Consider the following 21,715-nt stretch of genomic DNA (forward strand, 5'->3'; position numbering starts at 1 on the left):
CACCCGGTCCCGGCCCGGGTGACGGGTCATGGGCATCGGCGGAGATCGCCGGAGAGGTCACGGAGAGGTCTGGGCCGGTTGATGGAGTCGAGACAGGATTACCTGAACCGCCTGGCCGACATCGACGCCAGGGTCGAGCAGGCACGGGTCGGTCCCGACGTCGTGCTCGCCAGGGCGGCCGGGTTGCTCGCCGGGCGGGCCGGATGCCGGGTGGACGAGGCGCACGCCCACCTGCTGGAGATGGCGGCCGAGCAGGGGCGCGCCGCGCAGGAGGTGGCCGCGGAGCTCCTGGCGGCGGCCGAGAGCCGCATGCGGGCGGGCCCCGACCGGCTCCGCGCCGTGGTCGACGGGACCTTCGGGGCGCCGCCCCGTGCCGATCACGACCCCGGCCGGCCGGTGTCCGGCCCGCGGCCCGCTCCGGCCGACTGGGCGCTCCTCGTGCAGCAGGTCCTCGACGTGACGCCGGGAAGGCACGTCTTGCTGGTGCCGGTGCGCGGCGGGACCGGCGGCCCGGCGGGCGCCGGCGCCGGGGACCGGGGCATCGCGGACCAGGGCGCCGAAAGCGCGGACACCGGCGGCGCGGGCATCGGGGAGGCCGGGGACACGCAGGACGCAGGGGGCGCCGGGGACATCGAGGACTACGTGTTCGTGGCGGTGAGCCCGTCGGTGGTGGACATGTCCGGGCGGCGGGGCGCCCAGATCGTGGGCCGCCGGGTGAGCGAGATCTACCCCACCATCGTGGGCGGGGCCGTATGGGAGGCGTGGTGTGACGCGATCGCCGACGGCACGCCCCGGGAGGTCGGCCCCATCTCCTACGTCAGCCCGGCCGACCAGGCTCCGGCGGATGTGAGCCTCACCGTCCGGGTGCATCCGATCGGTGACGGGCTGCTCAACAGCTGGGTGCGCCACGACGAGGAGATGCGCCTGTCCGAGCGCATAGCCCACACCGAACGCCTGGGCAACCTCGGCTGGGGTGAGTGGGACCTGGTCACCGGGAAGGTCACCTGGTCGGAGGGGCTGTACCGCATCTACGAGCGCGACCCCGCCGACGGCCCTATGCCCAGCGAGGAGAGCGAGGCCCTCACCCTGCCCGAGGACATCCCGTTGCGGCAGCAGGCCGTCGAGCGGTTCGGGCGCGGGGAAGCGGTCGACATGGTCTACCGGATCCGGATCGGCGACCGGGTCAAGCACGTCCGCACCGTCGCCGACGCCGACCGTGACTCCGGCGGGCGGCCGGTCAAGGTCTACGGCATCATCCAGGACGTCACCGCCCGCGAGACCAGCCGCGCCCGGCTCACCGAGATCGAGCGGCAACTGCGCGAGCAACGGCGGAGCCTGGCGGCCGAGCACCGGCTCACCGTACAGCTGCAGCAGATCGTGCTGCCCGTCCCCGACGCCCCAGTCGACCTGCCCGGCCTGCGGTTCGCCGTACGCTACCTGCCCGCGGAGCAGGCCAGCCGGGTCGGAGGCGACTGGTACCACGCCGCGGTCGCCGGTGACGGCAGCGTGATCCTCGCCGTCGGCGACGTCGCCGGGCACGGCCTGCACGCCGCCGCCTCCATGGCCCGGCTGCGCCACGCCCTGGACGCCCTGACCGTCACCACCACCAGCCGGCCCGCCGAGCTGCTCTCCTTCCTCAACCGGCTGCTGTACTCCGGCAGCCCCGCGGCCGACGGCATGCCGGTCACCGCGACCGCCGCGGTGGCCCGCTACGACCCGTCCACCGGGGAGCTGGTGTGGGCGCAGGCCGGCCATCCGACGCCGCTGCGCACCCGGGGCGGCGTCACCGCCGAGCTGGACCGGCCGCCGGGTCCCCTGCTGGGCGCTTTCCCCGACGCGCGGTACGCCACCGCCACCACCGCTCTCGGGCCCGGCGATCTGCTGCTGTTCTACACCGACGGGCTCATCGAGCAGCGCGACCGCTCCATGGAGGAGGGACTGGCCCCGGTCGTGGCCACCCTCGACCGCATCTCGGCGGAAGGCGGGGAGCACCCCCTGGCGGACCTGCTCGCGCAGCTCCACCACGCCAATCCCGACGACGACGCCTGCGTCCTCGCCGCCCGCCCGCTGGCCGCACCCGGCGGCGCGCTCAATAGCATGCGGGCATGACCGCCATCCACGCCCGGCGCCGCGAGGGCGTCGCCGCGCTGCTCTCCGCCCGCGAGGCCGACGCGATCCTGGTCTCCCGCGCCGTCAACGTGCGCTATCTGACCGGCCTGGTCAGCTCCAACGCGGCCGTGCTCGTCCGGGCGGACGCCACGGCCGTGCTGGCCACCGACTCGCGTTACGCCGAGACCGCGCGGGCGGTCTGCGAAGGCGTCGAGGTGGTCGAGGAGCGCGACGTCGCCGCGGCGCTGGTCTCCCGCGCCTCCCGGGTCGCGGTCGAGGCCCACCACATGCCCGTCGCCGACTACTTCCGGCTCGGGGAGGGACTGCTGCGGACCACCGGGCTGGTGGAGTCGGTGCGCACGGTCAAGGACGAGACCGAGATAGACCTGCTGCGCACCGCGTGCGCCATCACCGACCAGGCCTTCGCCGACGTGCTGCCCATGCTGCGCCCCGGCCTGACCGAGCGGGAGATCGCCAGGGTGCTGGAGGCGCGGATGGCGGAGCTGGGCGCCGACAAGCCCGCCTTCGACACGATCGTGGCCGGCGGGCCCAACGGCTCCGTGCCGCACCACTCGCCCGCCGACCGGCCGCTGGAGCGCGGGGATCTGGTCACGATGGACTTCGGCGCCATGTACGCGGGCTACCACGCCGACATGACGCGGACCGTGGCGATCGGCGAGCCCGCCTCCTGGCAGCGCGAGCTGTACGACCTGGTCCGCGCCGCCCAGCGGGCCGGTCGCCACGCCGTACGGCCCGGCGCCGCCACGCACGAGGTGGACGCGGCGGCCCGCGACGTGATCACCGAGGCGGGGTACGGCGGGCACTTCGGCCACGGCCTCGGCCACGGCGTCGGCCTGGAGATCCACGAGGAGCCGTTCCTGTTCCCGGTGACGCCGGAGCCCCGGCGCGAGCACGGTAGACTAGACGATCGAGTTCCGGTCACCGTTGAGCCTGGGGTTTACCTGCAGGGCAGGGGCGGCGTCCGCATCGAGGACACGCTCGTGACGCGTGAGGACGGACCGGAGCTTCTCACACGGACGACCAAAGAGCTGCTTGTCCTTTAAAGAGCGGCCGTACGCAGGAGAAACCAGTGGCGACGACGAACGACCTCAAAAACGGCCTCGTGCTCAAGCTCGAGGGCGGTGAGCTCTGGACGGTGGTGGAGTTCCAGCACGTCAAGCCCGGCAAGGGCGGCGCGTTCGTGCGCACCAAGCTGAAGAACGTGCTGTCGGGCAAGGTCGTCGACAAGACCTTCAACGCCGGCGTCAAGGTCGAGGTGGCCAACGTCGACAAGCGCGAGATGCAGTTCTCCTACATGGACGGCGACGAGTTCGTCTTCATGGACACCGAGACCTACGACATGCTCCACGTCTCCCGGGCCGCGGTCGGCGACGCCGCCAACTACCTCCTGGAGAACATGCTCGCCACCGTGGCGATCAACGAGGGCAACGTGCTCTACGTCGACCTGCCCGCGGCCGTCGAGCTGACCATCGCCGAGACCGAGCCCGGCCTGCAGGGCGACCGCTCCACCGGCGGCACCAAGCCGGCCAAGCTGGAGACCGGCGCGGAGATCAAGGTCCCGCTGTTCATCACGACCGGCGAGAAGGTCAAGGTCGACACCCGCACCGGCGATTACCTCGGCCGCGCCTGATGTCGGCACGGGGTAAGGCGCGCAGGCGCGCGCTGGACATCCTGTTCGAGGCAGAGGCCCGCGGCGAGGACCCCCTCAAGGTCCTCGCCGAGCGCCTGGAGCGGAAAGAACCGCCCGTCAACGAGTACACCGCCGCCCTCGTCGAGGGAGTGTGCCGGCACCGCGCGCGCATCGACGAGCTGATCACCACCTACGCCGAGGGCTGGACGCTCGACCGCATGCCCGCGGTCGACCGCAACCTGCTGCGGGGCGGCACCTACGAGCTGCTGTGGATGCCGGACGTCCCCGAGGGCGTCGTCATCAGCGAGTGGGTCGGCCTGGCCGCCGAGCTGTCGACGGACGAGTCGCCGCAGTTCGTCAACGGCCTGATGGCCCGCTTCAAGCAGCTCAAGCCCTCTCTGGCGCTGTAGGCCCGCGGGGGGTGCGGGCCCCCTGCGGCGCTCCCTCTGCGGCCCACTGCGGCCCACTGCGACCCTCTGCGGCGCTCTCACTGCGCCTCCTCCCAAGTGAGGATCGCCCGGCGGGAAAGACTCGCCCAACGGCGAGTACGGATCGTCTGGACGGTTCGCACGGCGGCGCGGCGTAAGCTGGGCTGGTCACCTAAAGAGGAGGCGAACCGAAGTTGCACGCCGTAGGCCTCTCGCGGCACTCGGGCACCCCGGCCGTCCGCACCGCCGTCGTCTGGGACGTCCTGAGGGAGACGCTGGCCGCCCGGGTGGCCGCCACCGGCCGTGACCGGCTTGACATCGTCGATGCGGGGGGCGGCACCGGAGGGTTCGCCGTGCCCCTGGCCGAGCTCGGGCACGCCGTCACCGTCGTCGACCCCAGCCCCGACTCGCTGGCCGCGCTGGAACGCCGCGCGGCCGAGGCGGGGGTGGGCGTGCGGGCGCTGCAGGGTGACGCCGCGGACCTGGGCGAGCTCCTGCCGCCCGACACCGCCGACCTGGTCCTGTGCCACAGCGTGCTGGAGTACGTCGAGGACCCCGCCAGCGCCCTGGCCGCCATGGCGGGCCTGGTGCGCGAGGGCGGCGTGGTCAGCGTGCTGGCCGCCAACCCCCTTGCCGCCGCGCTGCACCGCTCGGTCTCCGGGCGTTTCGAGGAGGCTCTCCGGGTCCTGGACGACCCCGAGGGCCGCTGGGGCGACCGCGACCCCACGCCTCGGCGCTTCACGCGCGAGTCGCTGCTCGCGCTCCTCTCCGGGGCCGGGTTCCGTCCGGGAGAGGTGCACGGCGTGCGGATCTTCGCCGACCTGGTGCCGAGCAGGCTGCTGGACGGCGAGCCCGGCGCCGCGGCCGCGCTGGTCGCCCTGGAGCAGGCGGCGGCCGCCCATCCGGTCCTGCGGGACATCGCCACCCAGCTGCACGTCCTCGGCCACCGGTGAGGCTTGGATCGAACAGGCGTTCACATAGGATGACGTCGTGTCGAGCAAACAGCAGGTGCCGCGTCCGGACGCCCGCCTGGGCGACGATGACACCGGTTGCCCGATCCTCCATGTCGACATGGACGCCTTCTTCGCCAGCGTCGAACTGCGCGAGCGCCCCGACCTGCGGGGCCTGCCGGTCATCGTCGGCTGGCCGGGCGGACGGGGCGTGGTCCTCAGCGCCACCTACGAGGCCAGGAGGTTCGGGGTGCACTCGGCGATGCCCATGACCCGCGCCCGACGCCTCTGCCCGCGGGCGGTGATCATCCCGCCCAGCCACGGGAAGTACTCCCGGGTCTCCCGGAGCGTCATGGAGATCTTCCGGAGCATCACCCCCGAGGTGGAGCCGATCGCCTCCGACGAGGCGTTCCTCGACGTCTCCGGGGCCCGCAGGAGGCTCGGCCCCCCGGCCGCGATCGCCGCCATGATCCGCGAGCGCGTCGTCGCCGAGCACGGGATCACCTGCTCGGTCGGGGTGGCGAGCACCAAGTTCGTGGCCAAGCTGGCCTCGCGGCACTGCAAGCCCGACGGCCTGTTCGTCGTCCCGGCCGACCAGGTGGTCGACTTCCTCCACCCGCTGCCCGTGGCGGCCCTGTGGGGCGTCGGGGAGCGCACGGAGCAGACTCTGGTGCGCCTGGGCATCAAGACGGTCGGCGACCTCGCCAGGACCCCCGTGGAGACCCTCTCGGCGGCGCTCGGCCGCGCGGCCGGCACCCACCTGGCGGCGCTCGCCTGGGGCCGCGACGAACGTCCCGTCACCCCGCACACGCCCGACAAGAGCATCGGCGCCGAGGAGACATTCGCCACAGATATCGGCGACCCGGTGGAGATCCGCAGGGAGCTGCTGAGGCTGTCCGAGCGCGTCGCGGCCCGGCTGAGGGAGGGCGGTCACGTCGGCCGCACGGTCAGCGTCAAGCTCCGCCGGGCCGACTTCACGACCCTGTCACGGTCCCGGACCCTGCGGGAATCGACCGACGTCGCCCAGGAGATCTACGCGACCGCCTGCGACCTGTACACCGCCTCAGGCCTGGAGAACACGCCTCTCCGGCTGGTCGGCGTGCGGGTGGAGAACCTGCTCGCCGCCGACGGGGCGGCCCGGCAGCTCAGCCTCGGAGAGCCCGAGAAGGGCTGGCGGGAGGCCGAAAGGGCGATGGACAGAGCGGCCCGCAGATTCGGTCGTGACGCGGTACTTCCGGCCTCCCTCGTCCGCCCTCCGTTTGATGGAATGGATCTATGACGTCACCTCCGGTTTGGACTACGTTGGACGTTTTCTTTCGTCTACGTCTACAGCCTCGTATTCTGGGGATAACCGACCGCGAGGTTCGGACACCCCGTGTCGTCCGTCACCGTCTTCCCCGTCCTGGGGCCGTCCTTGGGAGGCGCCGTGCCGCTCTCTGAGCACGAGCAGCGCCTGCTCGACCAGATCGAGCAGGCCCTCTACGCCGAGGACCCGAAGTGGGCCAATACCGTAAGGATCAGTGATCCGCGCAGCCACTACAAGCGCCGCCTGGTGAAGGCCTCCCTCGGCTTCATCCTTGGCGTCGTCCTGTTGATGGTCGGCGTCGTGATTCAACTCATCCCGCTCGGCGTCGGCGGTTTCGTGGTCATGCTCGCCGCGTGTCTGTGGGGTCTGTCCAGCTGGAAGCGGATGAACGGTTTCGGTGAGAACACCGCGACCGCATCCCCCGGCCAGCCGGAAGGAAGGATGAAGCGCCGCGGCGGTCCCCGCCAGGGCTTCATGGAGCGGATGGAAGAGCGCTGGCGCCGTCGTCACGACGAGCGCTGACCTCTCCGGCATCCGCGACCGCGTGTGAGCCGCCCCCCGTCAGGGGGACGGCTCACATGATGAGCCAGGCGTTCACTTCGCCGACTTCCCAGGTCCTCACCCGCCCGGCAGCCGCGCGCGCCCCGGCACCCCGCGGACCGGGCGGGTCCCTGCGAGGGGGATGACGCGCCAGGGCCCGCCGTGCCGGTGACGGCACGGCGGGCCCTGACCTGTCAGCCTTTCCCGCGGGTCCCGCCGTCAGGCGCTCCTGCGTGCCGCGCGGCCCAGCCGGATGTTCTCCAGGCGGTCGAAGCCGTCCAGCACCCGGCCGCCCATCGCCCGCATCCGCAGCAGCGTGGACGGCGGCAGCAGCACCGCCCGGATCCTCCTGCCCCGGGACACGGTGGCCGCCAGCGCCCGCCGTACCCGCCGGACGTCCTCGCGGAACGATCCCGTCGGGGCCGGGGTCCTGGCGAAGAGCATCCGCTCCACCGCCTCGGCGATCTTCGCCATGGAGGCGGCGGCCTCGGAGTCGAACTCGTACTGCTCGCTCAGCCGCCGGGCCAGCGCCCGCGGGCTCTCACTGGGCCGGCGCGTCATGCCGTAGTCGCACAGGGCGTCGTCGAGCTCCGCCCAGGCCGCCGTCACCGTGGCCTGCCCGAGGTTGCTCCTGACCGCGACGATGGGAGCCGACCCCGGGGCCGCCTCCGCCTGCGCCGTCTCCACCTGCACCGCGTCCCTGGAGTAGGCCCGGCGGCGGCGCAGCCGCAGCTGCCAGCGGATCATCCCGGGGATGAGGGCGATCAGCAGCAGGACCACGACCCCGATGCCGATCTTCACGGCCAGCGGCATCTCCTCCTCGACCGGGAGGACCGCGCCGCCGAGCTCGCGGTCGAGCATCGGGTTGCGCGGGGTGTCCGCCGACTGGCCGGGGGTGTCGGAGCCGGTCGGCGCCGAGCTGGGGCTCGCCGTCGGCTCGTCGTCCCCGCCGGTGGTGACCTCCGGCTGGCTGTAGAGCGGGCGCGTCGCGCTGCCCTGCCCGGTGGGACCGTTCGGGGTGGGCTCGAATCGCAGCCAGCCCGCGCCCTCGAAGTACAGCTCCGGCCAGGCGTGGGAGTCGCGGGTGCCCACGTTCCACTGCCCGGCGTAGTTGACGCCGCCGGTGTAGCCGACGGCGACCCGCGAGGGGATGCCCAGGACCCGGGCCAGCACCGCCATCGAGGCGGCGAACTGCTCGCAGTACCCGGCCCGGCTGCGGATCAGGAAGTCCGTCAGCGCGGGGCCGCCGTGGCCCTGCGTGGCCAGGTTGTAGGTGAACCCGCCCGTGGTGGTGAAGAACTCCTGGAGCTGGATCGCCTTCTCGTAGGGGGTGGCGTTCGCGTCGGTCTGGTCCTCGGCCAGCTGCCGGATCTCCGGCGGCAGGTCCTCGGGCAGCCGCAGGTACCGCTCGCCGATCGGCTGCGGGGCGTTCCCGACGGTCTTGAGCAGGTCCGCGGTGGGCTTGGGCTCGGTGCTGACGACCCGGTAGGTCAGCCCGCGGGCGTCGTCCCGGGTGGAGAACACCATGAGCGTGTCCCGGTCGGGCCGCCAGTCGCCCTCGATCTGGACCTGGCTGGCCGGGTACGGCAGAGGCAAGAACTTCATGTTCTCCACCTCGTCGCTGACCGAGACGTTGGTGGTCACCGAGGCCGCGGGCATGGACGGGCTCTGACCGGGCGCCGGGGGCATCGGGCCCTCGAAGGTCCGGTCCTCCGGACGGCCCTGGGTGGGCGACATCGTCCACTGCTCGCCGTCGAAGATGTCCAGCGAGTACAGCCGCAGGTAGCGGGGCGCCCCGTCACTGGTGTCGTAGGTCAGGACGGTGGAGTTGGCCGGCAGCGAGAGCTCTCCCCGCAGGTTGACCATGGGGTTGGGGATGCTGATCGAGTTGCCGCCGCCCCTGCCGTTGCCGCTGCCCACGCCGAACCCGAACAGCGGGTCGGGCTCCAGGGTGGGCACCAGCGAGGGCAGCAGGATCGCCAGGATGATCGCGGTGAAACCGACCCGCTTGCCCGACAGGCGCAGGTTCGTGCTCTCCGCGGCCGGGCGGGGGGCGACGAAGGACGGGGCCCGGCGCACCAGCACGGCCCGGCCCCAGTGCGTGATCCGCTCCTGGCCGTCGGCGGCCAGCAGGCCCAGGAAGCCCAGGGCGGCCACGACGACCGTCGGCCAGCTCAGCGGGTCGTCCATGAACGACGCGGGCACCACGAACAGCGACAGCAGCGGCAGCCCGGCCAGCGCGCTGCGCCGCAGCCGGACCGCGAACAGATCGACCAGTATGGCGATCAGGCCGACGCCGGCGCAGGTCAGCAGGACGATCCCGGCGTTGCCGGGGACCGGGACGGCGAAGCGCTGGATGTCGGCGAACCCGGTGACCGCCAGCCCGGCCAGCTCGATGAGCGACTCCTTGGTCGGCACCACCCTGGCCCACGCGGCGTCACCGGCGAACACCGCGGTCAGATAGATCCAGACCGCCACCAGCTGGGCCGCCGGGACCAGCCCGTTCGGCACCGTGTAGCGGCTGGCCAGCATGCCGACCCCGGTGACCACGAGGATGATCCCGAGGCTCGCCCAGAACCAGGTGCCTTCCTGGAACAGGGGATAGAGCGAGAGCGCGACCGCTCCGGTGGCCGCGCCCGCCGCGATGGGAAGTCTCATGAGCCGCCCCCGCTGAGTGCGAATCGTCCTCGCTGTGCGGCGTCCGGCCACGTGTCGGCGATCGAGGCGCCCGCGGGCAGCCGTACGATCCGCCAGCCCGCGCCGGCGAGCACCGCCTGCGCCGCCCGGTACTCCTGGTTGTCGGCGAGGTCGGGCCGCTCCCAGCCCGCCACGTCCAGCATGACGGCCACGCCGGTCACGTTGCCGTGCCTGAGCCTGGCCAGGGCCTGCGCCTCCTCGACGGTCACGCCGCCGAGCACGGCCACGATCAGGCCGTCGCCGCCGCCCTGCCGCAGCGCGCTGATGCCGTACTCCAGCGAGCGCGACGAACTGGTCCGCACCACCGCGAGGGTGTCCAGCAGCGACCAGCTCAGCCCGCTGTCGGTCAGGTGCTCGGCGCCCTGGTCGGTGACCAGCCGCAGCCCGAGACCCTCGTGGGCCAGGTGCACCCCGATGGAGGCCGCGGCCGAGACCGCCACCTCGAATGAGGAGCGCGGTCCCTCGCCCCGGTGCGCGTACCTGCGCGTGTCCAGCAGCAGAGCGCCCCGGCTCTGCCACTGCTGCTCCTCGCGCCGGACCATCAGCTCGCCGTACCTGGCGGTCGAGCGCCAGTGCACCCGCCGCAGGTCGTCGCCCTGGCGGTACTCGCGCGGCGCGACGTCGTCGTCGCCCGCGGCCGCCACGCTCCTGGTACGGCTGTCGCCCCCGCCCGTCCACTCGCCCGACAGGCGCACGTGGGGCAGCGCCACCACCTGGGGCGTCACCACTAGGGTGTCGCTGACGGTGAACGACCGGGTCAGCTCGACCAGGCCGAAGGGGTCGCTGATCCGGATCGACAGGGGGCCGATGGTGAAGCGGCCCCGCAGGTCGGAGCGGACCCGGTAGTCGATCTCCCGCACGCCCCGCGGCTCCACCCGGTCCAGGACGAACCTGGGACGGGCGCCGAGCGCGTACGGGACGGTGTCCTCGATCATGAGCAGGCCGGTCGGGAGACGGGTGACGTTCTCCAGGCGCAGGGTCACGGTGGCCTCGTTGCCCACCTCGGCCCGGGGCGGGTCCAGCCGCCGCGCGCAGCTGAGCCGGTAGCGGGTGCGGGCCACCACCATGGCGGCCAGCAGCGGCAGGGAGACGATCAGCACGCCGACCCTGAGCAGGTCGTGCTCGCCCAGGAAGAAGGCGCACAGCAGCGCCGCGGTGCCCGAGGCGAGGAAGGACCTGCCGCGGGCGGTGAGCGCCTTCAGCCCCGTCATCGCCGCACCGCCCCGTCCGGCGTGGTGCGGACCCGTGCCCGCGGAGCGCCGGATCGGCCGCTCATCTGGCCTGCGCCTCGGGGACGGGCACCCGGCGGACCAGGTCGGCGATCACCTGCTCCGGCAGGCGGCGCTGGCCCTGCGCCTCGACGCTGGGCAGCAGGCGGTGGGCGAGGACCGGCACGCACAGGGCCTGCAGGTCGTCGGGGATGACGTAGTCGCGCCCGGCGAGCGCGGCGTTGGCCCGGGCGGCGCGGACGAGCTGCAGGGTCGAGCGGGGCGAGGCGCCCAGGCGCAGGTCCGGGGAGTGCCGGGTGGCCGTCACCAGGTCGATCGCGTACTTCTTGATCGGCTGGGAGACGTAGACCGCGCGCACCGCCTCGATCAGCGCCTTGACCTCGGTGGTCGTGGCGACCGGCTCCAGCTTGTCGATCGGGGAGGTGGCGCCGTGCACGTCGAGCATCTCCAGCTCGGCGGCGGGCTCGGGGTACCCCATCGCGATCCGCGCGGTGAAGCGGTCGCGCTGCGCCTCGGGCAGGGGATAGGTGCCCTCCATCTCGATCGGGTTCTGGGTGGCGATCACCATGAACGGCGAGTCGAGCCGGTAGGTCGTGCCGTCGACGGTGACCTGGTGCTCCTCCATGCACTCCAGCAGGGCCGACTGCGTCTTGGGCGAGGCGCGGTTGATCTCGTCGCCGACCACGATGTTGGCGAACACCGGGCCCGGCTTGAACTCGAACTCCCGGGTCTGCTGGTTGTAGGCGCTCACGCCGGTGATGTCGCTCGGCAGCAGGTCGGGGGTGAACTGCACGCGGCGCACCGGACAGTCGATGGATCGTGCCAGCGCCTTGGCGAGCATGGTCTTGCCCACGCCGGGCACATCCTCGATGAGCAGGTGACCCTCCGCGAGCAGAACGGTCAGGGTCAGGCGCACGACGTCGCTCTTGCCCTCGATGACCGACTCGATCGCCTCGCGTATCCGGTGCGCGGTGGCGACCAGATCGTCGAGGTGAGGTGGGACGTCATGGGTTACTGCCACCAGGCCTCCATGAGGGTGCGGCGGTTTCGCGCCGGGGGTACGTAGTACAACGGGGCCTTTGGGGCCCTTTTTCTATTGTGAGTACCGACACTACGACTCTGCAGGTTCCAGAGCGACTTTATGCGGTCATCGGATCCGTTTTCGGGTGAACGCCCGACGGCCGGTCGGACACCCCTAATGGGCCTGTCGGGAGGCGTACGGCCCCGCAGTGCGGGCCGGTCTCCGGTCCCCTCCGCCACTGTCCGCCCCACCTCCCTCCACCACTGTCCACCACCGTCCCGGCGGGCGTGCGATCGTCCGGCTTTCCCGGCCGTCCCGACACGCCCGTCGCAGGTGGGGGGTCCCTATACCCACCCCACTCAGCTCCACCCCTCCTGACCTGGGGGAATATCGGCCAATTCGGGCGCGGACACGGGTGGAATCAGTTGACGGTGGAGAGAAGTGGAGTATGGTGGTGCGCAGTGGAGGGCAGGGGCTGTGGAGGAGCAGTGCGGCACTGAGCACTCCGCTAGGCACGGGAGGTGGGTCCGGTGTTCCTCGGCACCCATCATCCGCGCCTCGACGACAAGGGACGGCTGTTCCTGCCGGCGAAGTACCGTGAGGAGCTGGCGGAGGGTCTGGTGATCACCAAAGGCCAGGAGCGCTGCCTCTACGTCTTTCCCGTAGAGGAGTTCAGGCGCATCACCGAGGCTCTGCGCACCGCGCCGGTGACCGCCAAGGCGGTCCGGGACTACAGCCGTGTCTTCTTCGCCAGCGCGTCTGACGAGGTCGCCGACAAGCAAGGACGTATCACCATCCCGCAGGCACTGCGCGAATACGCCAGCCTGCGACGTGACTGCGTGGTCATCGGAGCCAACACCCGGTTGGAGATCTGGGACGCGCAGGCCTGGGACACCTATCTGGCCGACCAGGAGCAGGCTTTCTCCGATCTTTCGGAGGAGGTGCTGCCAGGGATTCTGTGATTTCACGGCCGACTTATCGGTGAACGTCGTTCGGCGAGGTCTCCACCCGCAACCAGTCGCATGCCAGCTGATGCACCTTCCCCGGTGTCAGGTGGCGAGCGGATACGCGGGTGCGGATGGGGACCTGGCCGGGCGGCCCGGAGTGGGGGCCGGTAAGAGCCTTTTCCGACAGCCCCCGTGCACTGCCGCGCGGCGCCTTGACGGCGCCGCGTCGCTTTGTCACCCGTGATGTCGCTCCGTCACCCGCGATCGGGGTCACCCGTGATCAGGAAAAGGCTGCACCGCACCGATGAGGATCCGCCGCATATTCGCGAGTGAGGCGGTGGAAGAGGGGGTAGCGCTTCATGCGCGCCGAGAACGACAGGTCCGTCCAGGCTCCGGGCGCGGGGGACGGGCCCGGCGGGGTTCCCGCCGGCGGGGCCTCCGCTGACGGGACCGACCGGTCCGCGGGCGGGCACGTGCCCGTGATGCTGGAGCGGGTCCTGGAACTGCTGGCTCCCGCGCTGGACCGGCCCGAGCCCGTCGTCGTCGACGCCAACCTCGGTCTCGGCGGGCACGCCGAGGCGCTGCTGGCCGCGCACCCCTCGCTGCGTCTCATCGGGATCGACCGCGACCCGACCGCGATCGAGCGCTCCACGGCCCGGCTGGCGCCGTACGCCGACCGGACCACGCTGGTGCGCGCCGTCTCGGACGAACTCCGCGAGGTCCTGGCCCGGCTGGGCCGTCCCCGCATCGACGGAGCCCTGTTCGACCTGGGCGTCTCCTCGCCCCAGCTCGACGAGGCCGAGCGCGGCTTCGCCTACTCCTACGACGCCCCACTGGACATGCGGATGGACCGGGACCAGGAGCTGACGGCCGAGACGGTCGTCAACACCTATCCGGTCCCCGAGCTGATCCGGATCCTGCGCGACTACGGCGAGGAAAGATTCGCCCCGCGTGTCGCGAACCTAATCGCAAAGGAAAGGGGCAGGGAAGCCATAACGTCGACCAAGCGGCTTGCGGAAATCGTCCGTACGGCGATCCCTGCCGCTACCCGACGGACCGGGGGAAACCCCGCGAAGAGAACTTTTCAGGCGTTGAGGATCGAGGTGAACGCGGAGTTGACGGCCCTGGAGCGCGCGCTGCCCGCGGCACTCGACGCCCTGACGCTCGGCGGGCGCGTCGTCGTGCTCGCCTACCACTCCCTGGAGGACCGGCTCACCAAGCAGGTCCTCACCGCGCGGACCAGGGACACCGGCCCGGTGGGCCTGCCCGTCCCGCTGCCGGAGCACCAGCCGCGGTTCGCGCTCTTGACGAGGGGAGCCGAGCTCCCGAGCGAAGAGGAGGTGGCCCGCAACCCGCGGGCGGCCTCCGCCCGATGCAGGGCGGCAGAAAGGATCCGTGAGGCAGTTGACGAGGAGTGAGCCAGACGTCCGCCGCGCCGCGCCCGGCCGTGGCGGGAGACCCGTTCGCGTTCCCCGCGCGAATCCGCGGAGCCGCAGGCCCGGGCCGGTCCAGACCGCGCCCGCGACCCGGCCCGCGTCCCAGGGTCCCGTCGAGGCTCAGGTCCCGGTCGCGGCCCCGGCTCCGGTCGGGAGCGGCGCGCCCCGGCGCGCACGCGCGCCGCGGGCTCCCTTCATCCTGCTCCTGGTCGGCCTGCTGTGCGGCGGGCTGGTCACGCTGCTGCTGCTGAACACGGTCCTGGCCCAGGGCTCCTTCCAGGAGAGCCAGCTGCGCGCCGAGATCAAGAAGCACAGCCTGAACCTGGAGGTGCTGAAGAACGGCAACCTCCAGCTGGAGATGCCCGGCCCGCTCTCCGAGAAGGCCGCGGGCCAGGGGCAGCGGCCCGACTGGGAGAGCGCTGAAGTGATCACCCCCGACGACTCCACCGGCACCGGCCGGACGCCCGCGGGGCAGGAGCCGGTGGGCACGGGCCGATGAAGGACAGCGGCGGCCGCGGCCCGGGTCCGGGCCGCGGAGGATCCGGCCGCCGCGGCCCCGGCCGTCCCGAAGGTCAGGGCCGGCCCGGCGGCGAGGGGCAGGGGCGGCCCGAGGGTCCCCCCGGCAGGCCCGCCAGACCCGCCTCCTCCGGCTCCGGCGGCCAGGGCGGCTCCGCCCGGCCGAAGCGCCCCGGTCCCGCCGACGGCAGGGGCACCCCGGGCAGGCCGGGACGTTCCGACTCGTCCGGCAGGCCCGGACGTTCCGAGGGCCCGGGAGGGTCGTCACGCTCCGACGGCCCCGGCCGTCCGTCGCGCTCCGAGCCGTCCGGCAGGCCGGGGCGCCCCGACGGTTCCGGCAGGTCGCGTTCCGACGGCCCGGGCGGGCCGTCACGTCCGGAGCCGTCCGGAAGACCGTCGCGTCCGGACGGCTCCGGCCGTCCGTCGCGCTCCGAGCCGTCCGGCAGGGCGGGGCGTTCCGATGGTTCCGGCAGGTCGCGTTCCGACGGCTCGGGAGGATCGGGGCGTCCTGAGGGCCCCGGCAGGTCACGTCCGGACGGTTCCGGCAGGCCGGGGCGTCCCGATGGTTCCGGCAGGTCGCGTTCCGACGGCCCGGGCGGGCCGTCGCGTCCGGAGGCGTCCGGAAGACCGTCGCGTCCGGACGGCTCCGGCCGTCCGTCGCGCTCCGAGCCGTCCGGGAGGTCCCCGCGTCCGGAGGCCTCCGGTCGGCCGTCGCGTCCCGAACCGTCCGGCAAGTCCGGGCGCCCTGAGGGTCCGGGCGGGGCGGCGCGTTCCGACGCCGCCGGCAGGTCATCGCGCTCCGAGGCGCCGGGCAGGGCCGGACGGCCGGGCAGGCCGTCGCGTCCGGAGCCGTCCGGCAGGCCGCGTTCTGACGGGCCCGAGGCCCGGTCCGGGCGCGTCTCGCGGCCCCAGCGGCCGGGCGCCGGCGAGCACACCGATCCCGGACGCCCGGAGGGGCTGCGGATCGGGGCGCCGCGCGTTCCCGGGCGCCGCCCGCCGGGGGGCAGGCCGCCGCGGCCGCCGGCGCGTCCGCCGGCCGTACTGCGCCTGGGCAACCCGAACAGGCGGATCAACATCGGCCTGATCGTCATGACCTTCGTGCTGTCGATCTTCGCCGGGCGCCTGGTGCAGCTCCAGGGCCTCGACTCCAAGGTGTACGCCGCGGAGGCGGCCGAGCAGCGCATCCGGGGCGAGAAGATCACCGCCAGGCGCGGCTCGATCACCGACGTCAACGGCCACGAGCTCGCGCTGACGGTCGAGGCGCGCGAGCTGTTCGTCGACCCCTCGGTCATCCCGGCCGCGCAGCGGGACCGGGTGGCGACGGCGCTGGCCGCCGACCTGGGCCGGCCGAAGGAGGAGATCGCGGCCAAGCTCGCCGACCCGAAGAAGCGCTACGTGCCCGTGGCGAGCGTCACCCCGGCCGTGGCCGAGAAGGTGCTGGGCCACGAGTTCAAGGGCGTCGGCAGCAAGCATGAGTACCGCAGGGACTACCCCGGCGGCGACCTCGCCGGCACCCTGCTCGGCTTCGTCGGTGACGACGGCGACGGGCTGACCGGCCTGGAGCTCGTGCACGACAAGCTCCTGGCCGGGCAGGACGGCGAGCAGGTCATCGAGACCGGGGCCAAGGGCCAGCGGATCCCCATGACCCACACCACCATCCGGACCCCGGTGGAGGGCCGCGACGTGCGGCTCACCATCGACCGGGACATCCAGTGGGCCGCGCAGAAGGCGATCTCCGAGCAGGTCGCCGCCACCGGCGCCCGCACCGGCAGCGCCATCGTGATGGACGTGCAGACCGGCCAGGTGCTGGCCGTGGCCAACGCCCCCGAGCTGGACCTGAAGAACTGGGAGAAGACCTCCTCCGCCGACTGGGTCAACCGGGCGGTGTCCGACGTCTTCGAGCCCGGCAGCACCAACAAGGTGATCACCGCCGCCGCCGCGCTGGAGTCGGGAGCCGTCCGCCCCGACACCGTGTTCACGGTGGACGACGAGATCAGGTGCGCCGACCGGACGCTGCGTGACTCCCACCCGCACCCCGTCGAGCGGCTGACCTTCTCCGGCGTGGTCGCCACCTCCAGCAACGTGGGCACGATCCTGGCCGCGCAGAAGGTGGGCGACCAGAAGCTCCACGAGATGATGCAGCGCTTCGGGTTCGGCGCCAGGCCCGGCGCCGGGTTCTACGGCGAGGAGGCCGGGCTGCTGCCGTCGTGGGAGAAGTGGTCGGGCAGCCAGCGCTGCACGGTCGCCTACGGCCAGGGCGTCTCGGTCACCGCGCTCCAGACGGCCAGCGTCTACCAGACCATCGCCAACGGCGGGGTGCGGGTGACGCCCTCGATCGTGGCCGGCACCACCGACGAGAACGACGCGCTCGTGCCGGCGGCGCCGGGCAAGCGGACCCGGGTGGTCAGCGAGCGCACGGCCAGGCAGGTCACCGGGATGCTGGAGGCCGCCGTCGGCGTCGACGGCACCGGTACGATGGCCGCGATCGACGGCTACCGGGTGGCCGGCAAGACCGGCACCGCGATGCGTTACGACGCCGCCTGCCAGGGCTACTGCGGCTACACCGCCACCTTCGTCGGCTTCGCCCCGGCGGACAAGCCCCGCCTGGTGGTCCTGGCGGTGATCCAGGACCCCCACAAGGGCTACTACGGTGGGGAGATCGCCGCCCCCGTGTTCAAGAAAGTGATGACGTTCGCGTTGAAGAGCAAGAAGATCCCGCCGACCGGAACCACCCCGCCGACGGTGCGGATACGCGCCGGGGAGTGAGCGGGAACGATACGCTCTCGCCGTGCGTCCCCCGTCGTCCATGCGACCCTCAACCAGCCCGCCCCGGCCGCTGTCCGGGCTAGCGAGCCTGCTCGGCGCGCCCTCCGGCACGTCCCGGGCGCCGCTGGCCGCGGTCTCCGGAGTCACCATCGACTCGCGCCAGGTGCGGCGCGGCGATCTCTACGTGGCCCTGCCCGGCGCCACGGCCCACGGCGCCGACTTCGCCGCCCAGGCCCTGGCCGCCGGCGCCGCGGCGATCCTGACCGACCCGGCGGGCCGCGAGGCCGCGGTCGCGACCGGGCTGCCCGTGCTCGTCGTGGAGGACCCGCGGGCCCTGCTCGGCCAGGTCTCCGCCTGGGTGTACGGCGAGCCCGTCAAGGACGTGATGGTGATCGGGGTGACCGGCACCAGCGGCAAGTCCACCACGACCTTCCTGCTGGAGGCCGGGCTGCGGGCCGCGGGGCACCGGGCCGGGCTGATCGGCGGGGTGGAGATCCACGCCGGGGAGCTGCGCTTCGCGCCCAAGCTGACCACGCCCGAGGCCAGCGACCTGCAGGGCCTGTTCGCCCTGATGCGCGAGCAGGGCGTCACCGCCGCCGCCATGGAGGTCTCCAGCCACGCCCTGGCCCTGGGCCGGGTCGACTCGGTCTTCTACGACGTGGCGCTGTTCACCAACCTCTCCCAGGACCACCTGGACTTCCACAAGGACCTCGACGACTACTTCGCCACCAAGGCCCGGCTGTTCACCCCCGAGATGAGCAGGGTCGGCGTCGTCAACGTCGACGACGCCCACGGGCGGGAGCTCCTCGGCCTGGCCAAGATCCCGATGACCTCCTTCTCCGCCCAGGGCGCCCCCGAGGCCGACTGGCGGGCCGTGGACGTGCGCCTGGGCAGCGACGGCAGCGCCTTCCGGGTGGCCGGCCCCGGAGGCGTCCAGGAGGACGCCTCGGTCGCCCTGCCCGGCCCGTTCAACGTGGCCAACGCGATGGGCGCGATCGTCTCCCTGGTCGAGGCCGGGGTGCCGCTGCACACCGCGGTGGCCGGGGTGGGCACCCTGAGCGGGGTGCCCGGCCGGATGGAGCGCGTCCCGGGCGGCGAGGACTTCCAGGTCATCGTCGACTACTCCCACAAACCGGGGGCGGTGGAGTCGGTGCTGCGCTCGCTGCGCCAGGTCACCGCGGGCCGGTTGACCGTGGTGCTGGGCTGCGGCGGCGACCGCGACAGGGGAAAGCGCCCGATGATGGGGGAGGCCGCCGCGCGCCTGGCGGATGTGGCTATCCTCACCAGCGACAACCCCCGCTCCGAGGACCCGCTGCGGATTCTGGCCGAGATGATGGACGGAGTCCTCGGCGTGCCCGAGGAGGAGCGCGCACATGTGATCATTGAGCCGGACCGGGCCGCGGCCATCGATCTGGCCGTCGGCCGGGCGGGTTTCGGCGACGTCGTCGTCGTGGCGGGCAAGGGCCACGAGCAGGGTCAGTACGTCGCCGGCGAGGTTCTCCCGTTCGACGACCGGCAGGTGGTGGCCGACGCGATCGTCAGACGGCGCAGCCGGACCGGGCGCCGAAGCACATATGGAGAGTAGGGAAGCCGCATCATGATCCCGTTGCCACTGGCCAGGATCGCCGAGATAACCTCCGGCGCCCTGACGGGCATGGCCGACCCCCGCGCGGTGGTGAGAGGCCCGGTCGTCATCGACTCCCGGGCCGTCGTACCGGGGTCGCTGTTCGTCGCGTTCAAGGGCGAGCGGGCCGACGGGCACGACTTCGCCGCCCAGGCGGTGGAGGCCGGGGCCGTGGCCGTACTGGCCGAGAAGCCGGTGGAGGCCCCCGCGGTGATCGTCGGTGACACGCAGGCCGCGCTGGCGGCCCTGGCGACGGCCGTCTGCGCCGAGCTGCCGCAGTCCACGGTCATCGGCGTCACCGGTTCGGCCGGCAAGACCAGCACCAAGGACCTGCTGGCCCGGCTCACCGCCAGGATCGGCCCGACGATCGCCCCGGTCGGCTCGTTCAACAACGAGATCGGCCACCCGCTCACGGTGCTGAAGGCCGATGAGACCACCCGCTACCAGGTGCTGGAGCTCAGCGCCAGGAACATCGGGCACATCGCCGAGCTGGCCCGCATCGCCCCGCCGAAGATCGGCGTGGTCCTCAACGTCGGAACCGCCCACCTGGGGGTCTTCGGCGGCAAGGAGGCGATCGCCAAGGCCAAGGGAGAGCTGGTCGAGGCGCTGCCGGCCGACGGCGTGGCCGTGCTGAACGCCGACGACCCGCTGGTGGCCGCGATGGCCGAGCGCACCGCCGCCCGGGTCACCTGGTACGGCCGGGCCGAGTCCGCCGCCGTGCGGGCCGAGAACGTGACCCTCGACGAGCGGGGCCGCGCCTCCTTCACGCTGCGGACCCCCTCCGGGGCGGCCCCCGTCACGCTGCGCCTGTACGGCGGGCACGCCGTCGAGAACGCCCTGGCCGCCGCGGCCGCCGCCTACGAGCTGGGCCTGCCGGTGGCCACCATCGCCGAGGAACTGTCGCAGGCCGAGCCCCGCAGCCGCTGGCGCATGGAGGTCACTGACCGCGCCGACGGCGTCACCGTGATCAACGACGCCTACAACGCCAACCCCGACTCCATGCGCGCCGCCTTCGGCGCCCTGGACGCCCTGGCGGGCTCCCGCCGCCGCTTCGCCGTCGTCGCCTCCCTGCGCGAGCTGGGCGAGGAGAGCGACACCCTGAACGAGGGGGTGGGCCGGCTGGCCGGCGAGGCGGGCCTGACGGGCCTGATCGTCGTCGGCGGGAACGCCGGGCCGATCCTGACCGGCGCCCGCGCCGCCGCGGCCCGGCTGCCGGAGGAGGAACGGCCCGTGGTGACCCACGTCCCCGACGTGGCGGCGGCCGCCGCCGAGCTGCACAAGGCGCTCGCCTCCGGCGACGCGGTCCTGATCAAGGGACCCCGCGCCGCGGGGCTGGAACGCGTGGCCGAGGCGCTGCTCGGAGGTGACGGCCGGTGAGGGACATCCTCATCGCCTCGGCGGTCGCCCTGCTGCTGTCCATCTTCGGCACGCCGCTGGCGATCCGCCTGTTCTCCCGGCGCGGCTACGGCCAGAGCATCCGGGAGGAGGGCCCCTCCGGCCACCACGACAAGCGGGGCACGCCGACCATGGGCGGCACGGTGATCGTGATCGCCGCGCTGATCGGGTTCGCGTGCGCGCACCTGATGTCCTGGACCCCGCCCACGATCTCCGCGGTGCTGGTGCTGTTCCTGATGACGGGCCTGGGCGCGGTCGGCTTCCTCGACGACTTCATCAAGATCTACAAGCAGCGCAGCCTCGGCCTGCGCAGCGGCGCCAAGGCCCTGGGCCAGCTCGTCGTGGGCGCGGTCTTCGCGTTCCTGGTGACCGAGTTCCCCGACGCCTACGACATTACCCCGGCCGAGACCCGGCTGTCGTTCCTGCGGGACTTCGGGCCCTCGATCGGCATCGTCGGGTTCACGATCTGGGTGCTCATCATGATCGTGGGCTTCTCCAACGCGGTGAACCTCACCGACGGCCTCGACGGCCTGGCCAGCGGCGCCACCGGCGCCGTGCTGGCCTCCTACATCCTGATCGGCAACTGGCAGCTCCGTAACAGCTGCACCGCCCAGCTCGGGCCGAACTGCTACTGGGTGCGCGACCCGCTGGACCTGGCGGTGGTCGCCGCGGCCGTGCTCGGCGCGCTCATCGGCTTCCTGTGGTGGAACGCCCCGCCCGCCAAGATCTTCATGGGCGACACCGGCTCGCTGGCCCTGGGCGGCGTCATCGCCGGTCTGGCCATCACCACCCGCACCCAGCTGCTGCTGATCATCCTGGCCGGCATGTGCGTGGTCATCACCACCTCGGTGATCATCCAGGTCGGTTTCTTCAAGATGACCGGCAAACGGGTGTTCCGCATGGCCCCGCTCCAGCACCACTTCGAGCTGGCGGGCTGGGCGGAGACGACCATCGTGGTCCGGTTCTGGATCATCGCCGGTCTCTGCGCCGCCGCCGGGCTCGGCCTGTTCTACGTGGAGTGGGTGCCCAAGTAGCCCACAGCGGCCCACAGCGGCCCACAGCGGCCCACAGCGACCTGCGCCCGCCGGAACGCTCCTCCC

At 72.8% G+C, this 21,715-nt stretch carries 17 protein-coding genes; 14 read left to right on the plus strand and 3 right to left on the minus strand.

Annotated elements, in window-relative coordinates; translation table 11 throughout:
* The first annotated feature begins 81 nt into the window (after window positions 1–81).
* The 7 genes from Psi01_RS36640 (at window position 82) to Psi01_RS36670 (ending at window position 6,966) form a co-directional block, all read left to right on the plus strand.
* Entirely contained in the window at window positions 82–2,109 is a 2,028-nt protein-coding gene (locus tag Psi01_RS36640) for a PP2C family protein-serine/threonine phosphatase (RefSeq protein WP_239128297.1), read from the plus strand.
* Window positions 2,106–3,173, plus strand: a complete 1,068-nt coding sequence (locus tag Psi01_RS36645; RefSeq protein WP_204068758.1) for a M24 family metallopeptidase — start codon at window positions 2,106–2,108, stop codon at window positions 3,171–3,173. The genes Psi01_RS36640 and Psi01_RS36645 overlap by 4 nt, the downstream gene beginning before the upstream one ends.
* 26 nt (window positions 3,174–3,199) lie before the next feature.
* A complete protein-coding gene (gene efp, locus Psi01_RS36650; RefSeq protein WP_204068759.1) occupies window positions 3,200–3,760 on the plus strand; it encodes an elongation factor P in 561 nt (186 codons plus the stop codon).
* The gene (gene nusB / locus Psi01_RS36655; RefSeq protein ID WP_203876752.1) at window positions 3,760–4,170 is read left to right on the plus strand and encodes a transcription antitermination factor NusB; all 411 of its coding nucleotides are present in this window, start codon (window positions 3,760–3,762) and stop codon (window positions 4,168–4,170) included. Before efp ends, nusB begins: the two co-directional genes overlap by 1 nt.
* 212 nt (window positions 4,171–4,382) lie before the next feature.
* Complete coding sequence (locus Psi01_RS36660) at window positions 4,383–5,141, plus strand: class I SAM-dependent methyltransferase (protein ID WP_204068760.1); 759 nt, start codon at window positions 4,383–4,385, stop codon at window positions 5,139–5,141.
* Window positions 5,142–5,178: 37 nt separating this feature from the next.
* Window positions 5,179–6,417, plus strand: a complete 1,239-nt coding sequence (dinB, locus tag Psi01_RS36665) for a DNA polymerase IV (protein ID WP_204068761.1) — start codon at window positions 5,179–5,181, stop codon at window positions 6,415–6,417.
* A 147-nt stretch (window positions 6,418–6,564) separates the two neighbouring features.
* The gene (locus tag Psi01_RS36670) at window positions 6,565–6,966 is read left to right on the plus strand and encodes an SCO2097 family morphological protein (RefSeq protein ID WP_203876755.1); all 402 of its coding nucleotides are present in this window, start codon (window positions 6,565–6,567) and stop codon (window positions 6,964–6,966) included.
* A gap of 237 nt (window positions 6,967–7,203) precedes the next feature.
* Here the strand turns inward: Psi01_RS36670 and Psi01_RS36675 are convergent, their stop codons facing one another.
* From Psi01_RS36675 to Psi01_RS36685, 3 genes are all read right to left on the minus strand, one after another.
* The gene (locus Psi01_RS36675) at window positions 7,204–9,642 is read right to left on the minus strand and encodes a transglutaminase TgpA family protein (RefSeq protein WP_204068762.1); all 2,439 of its coding nucleotides are present in this window, start codon (window positions 9,640–9,642) and stop codon (window positions 7,204–7,206) included.
* Window positions 9,639–10,892 carry a DUF58 domain-containing protein gene (locus Psi01_RS36680; protein ID WP_204068763.1) on the minus strand — a complete coding sequence of 418 codons (1,254 nt, stop codon included), beginning with the start codon at window positions 10,890–10,892 and terminating at the stop codon, window positions 9,639–9,641. Before Psi01_RS36680 ends, Psi01_RS36675 begins: the two co-directional genes overlap by 4 nt.
* A gap of 61 nt (window positions 10,893–10,953) precedes the next feature.
* The gene (locus Psi01_RS36685) at window positions 10,954–11,931 is read right to left on the minus strand and encodes an AAA family ATPase (RefSeq protein WP_204068764.1); all 978 of its coding nucleotides are present in this window, start codon (window positions 11,929–11,931) and stop codon (window positions 10,954–10,956) included.
* A gap of 530 nt (window positions 11,932–12,461) precedes the next feature.
* Between Psi01_RS36685 and mraZ the strand changes: the two genes are divergently transcribed.
* From mraZ to mraY, 7 genes are all read left to right on the plus strand, one after another.
* Complete coding sequence (mraZ, locus tag Psi01_RS36690) at window positions 12,462–12,893, plus strand: division/cell wall cluster transcriptional repressor MraZ (protein ID WP_203876759.1); 432 nt, start codon at window positions 12,462–12,464, stop codon at window positions 12,891–12,893.
* Window positions 12,894–13,237: 344 nt separating this feature from the next.
* A complete protein-coding gene (rsmH, locus tag Psi01_RS36695; protein ID WP_275424642.1) occupies window positions 13,238–14,296 on the plus strand; it encodes a 16S rRNA (cytosine(1402)-N(4))-methyltransferase RsmH in 1,059 nt (352 codons plus the stop codon).
* The gene (locus tag Psi01_RS36700; RefSeq protein WP_204068765.1) at window positions 14,274–14,813 is read left to right on the plus strand and encodes a hypothetical protein; all 540 of its coding nucleotides are present in this window, start codon (window positions 14,274–14,276) and stop codon (window positions 14,811–14,813) included. Before rsmH ends, Psi01_RS36700 begins: the two co-directional genes overlap by 23 nt.
* 1,106 nt (window positions 14,814–15,919) lie before the next feature.
* Window positions 15,920–17,596: a peptidoglycan D,D-transpeptidase FtsI family protein gene (locus Psi01_RS36705; protein ID WP_239128298.1), complete on the plus strand. Its 1,677-nt coding sequence runs from the start codon at window positions 15,920–15,922 to the stop codon at window positions 17,594–17,596.
* Window positions 17,597–17,636: 40 nt separating this feature from the next.
* Window positions 17,637–19,181 (plus strand): UDP-N-acetylmuramoyl-L-alanyl-D-glutamate--2,6-diaminopimelate ligase, encoded by a 1,545-nt coding sequence (locus Psi01_RS36710; protein WP_204068766.1) that lies wholly within the window; start codon window positions 17,637–17,639, stop codon window positions 19,179–19,181.
* A 12-nt stretch (window positions 19,182–19,193) separates the two neighbouring features.
* Complete coding sequence (locus Psi01_RS36715; protein WP_204068767.1) at window positions 19,194–20,597, plus strand: UDP-N-acetylmuramoyl-tripeptide--D-alanyl-D-alanine ligase; 1,404 nt, start codon at window positions 19,194–19,196, stop codon at window positions 20,595–20,597.
* On the plus strand, window positions 20,594–21,649 hold the full coding sequence (gene mraY, locus Psi01_RS36720) for a phospho-N-acetylmuramoyl-pentapeptide-transferase (protein ID WP_204068768.1): 1,056 nt from the start codon (window positions 20,594–20,596) through the stop codon (window positions 21,647–21,649). Before Psi01_RS36715 ends, mraY begins: the two co-directional genes overlap by 4 nt.
* Window positions 21,650–21,715: the final 66 nt, after the last annotated feature.

Source organism: Paraplanobispora siamensis, assembly GCF_016863175.1.
GTDB lineage: Bacteria > Actinomycetota > Actinomycetes > Streptosporangiales > Streptosporangiaceae > Planobispora > Planobispora siamensis.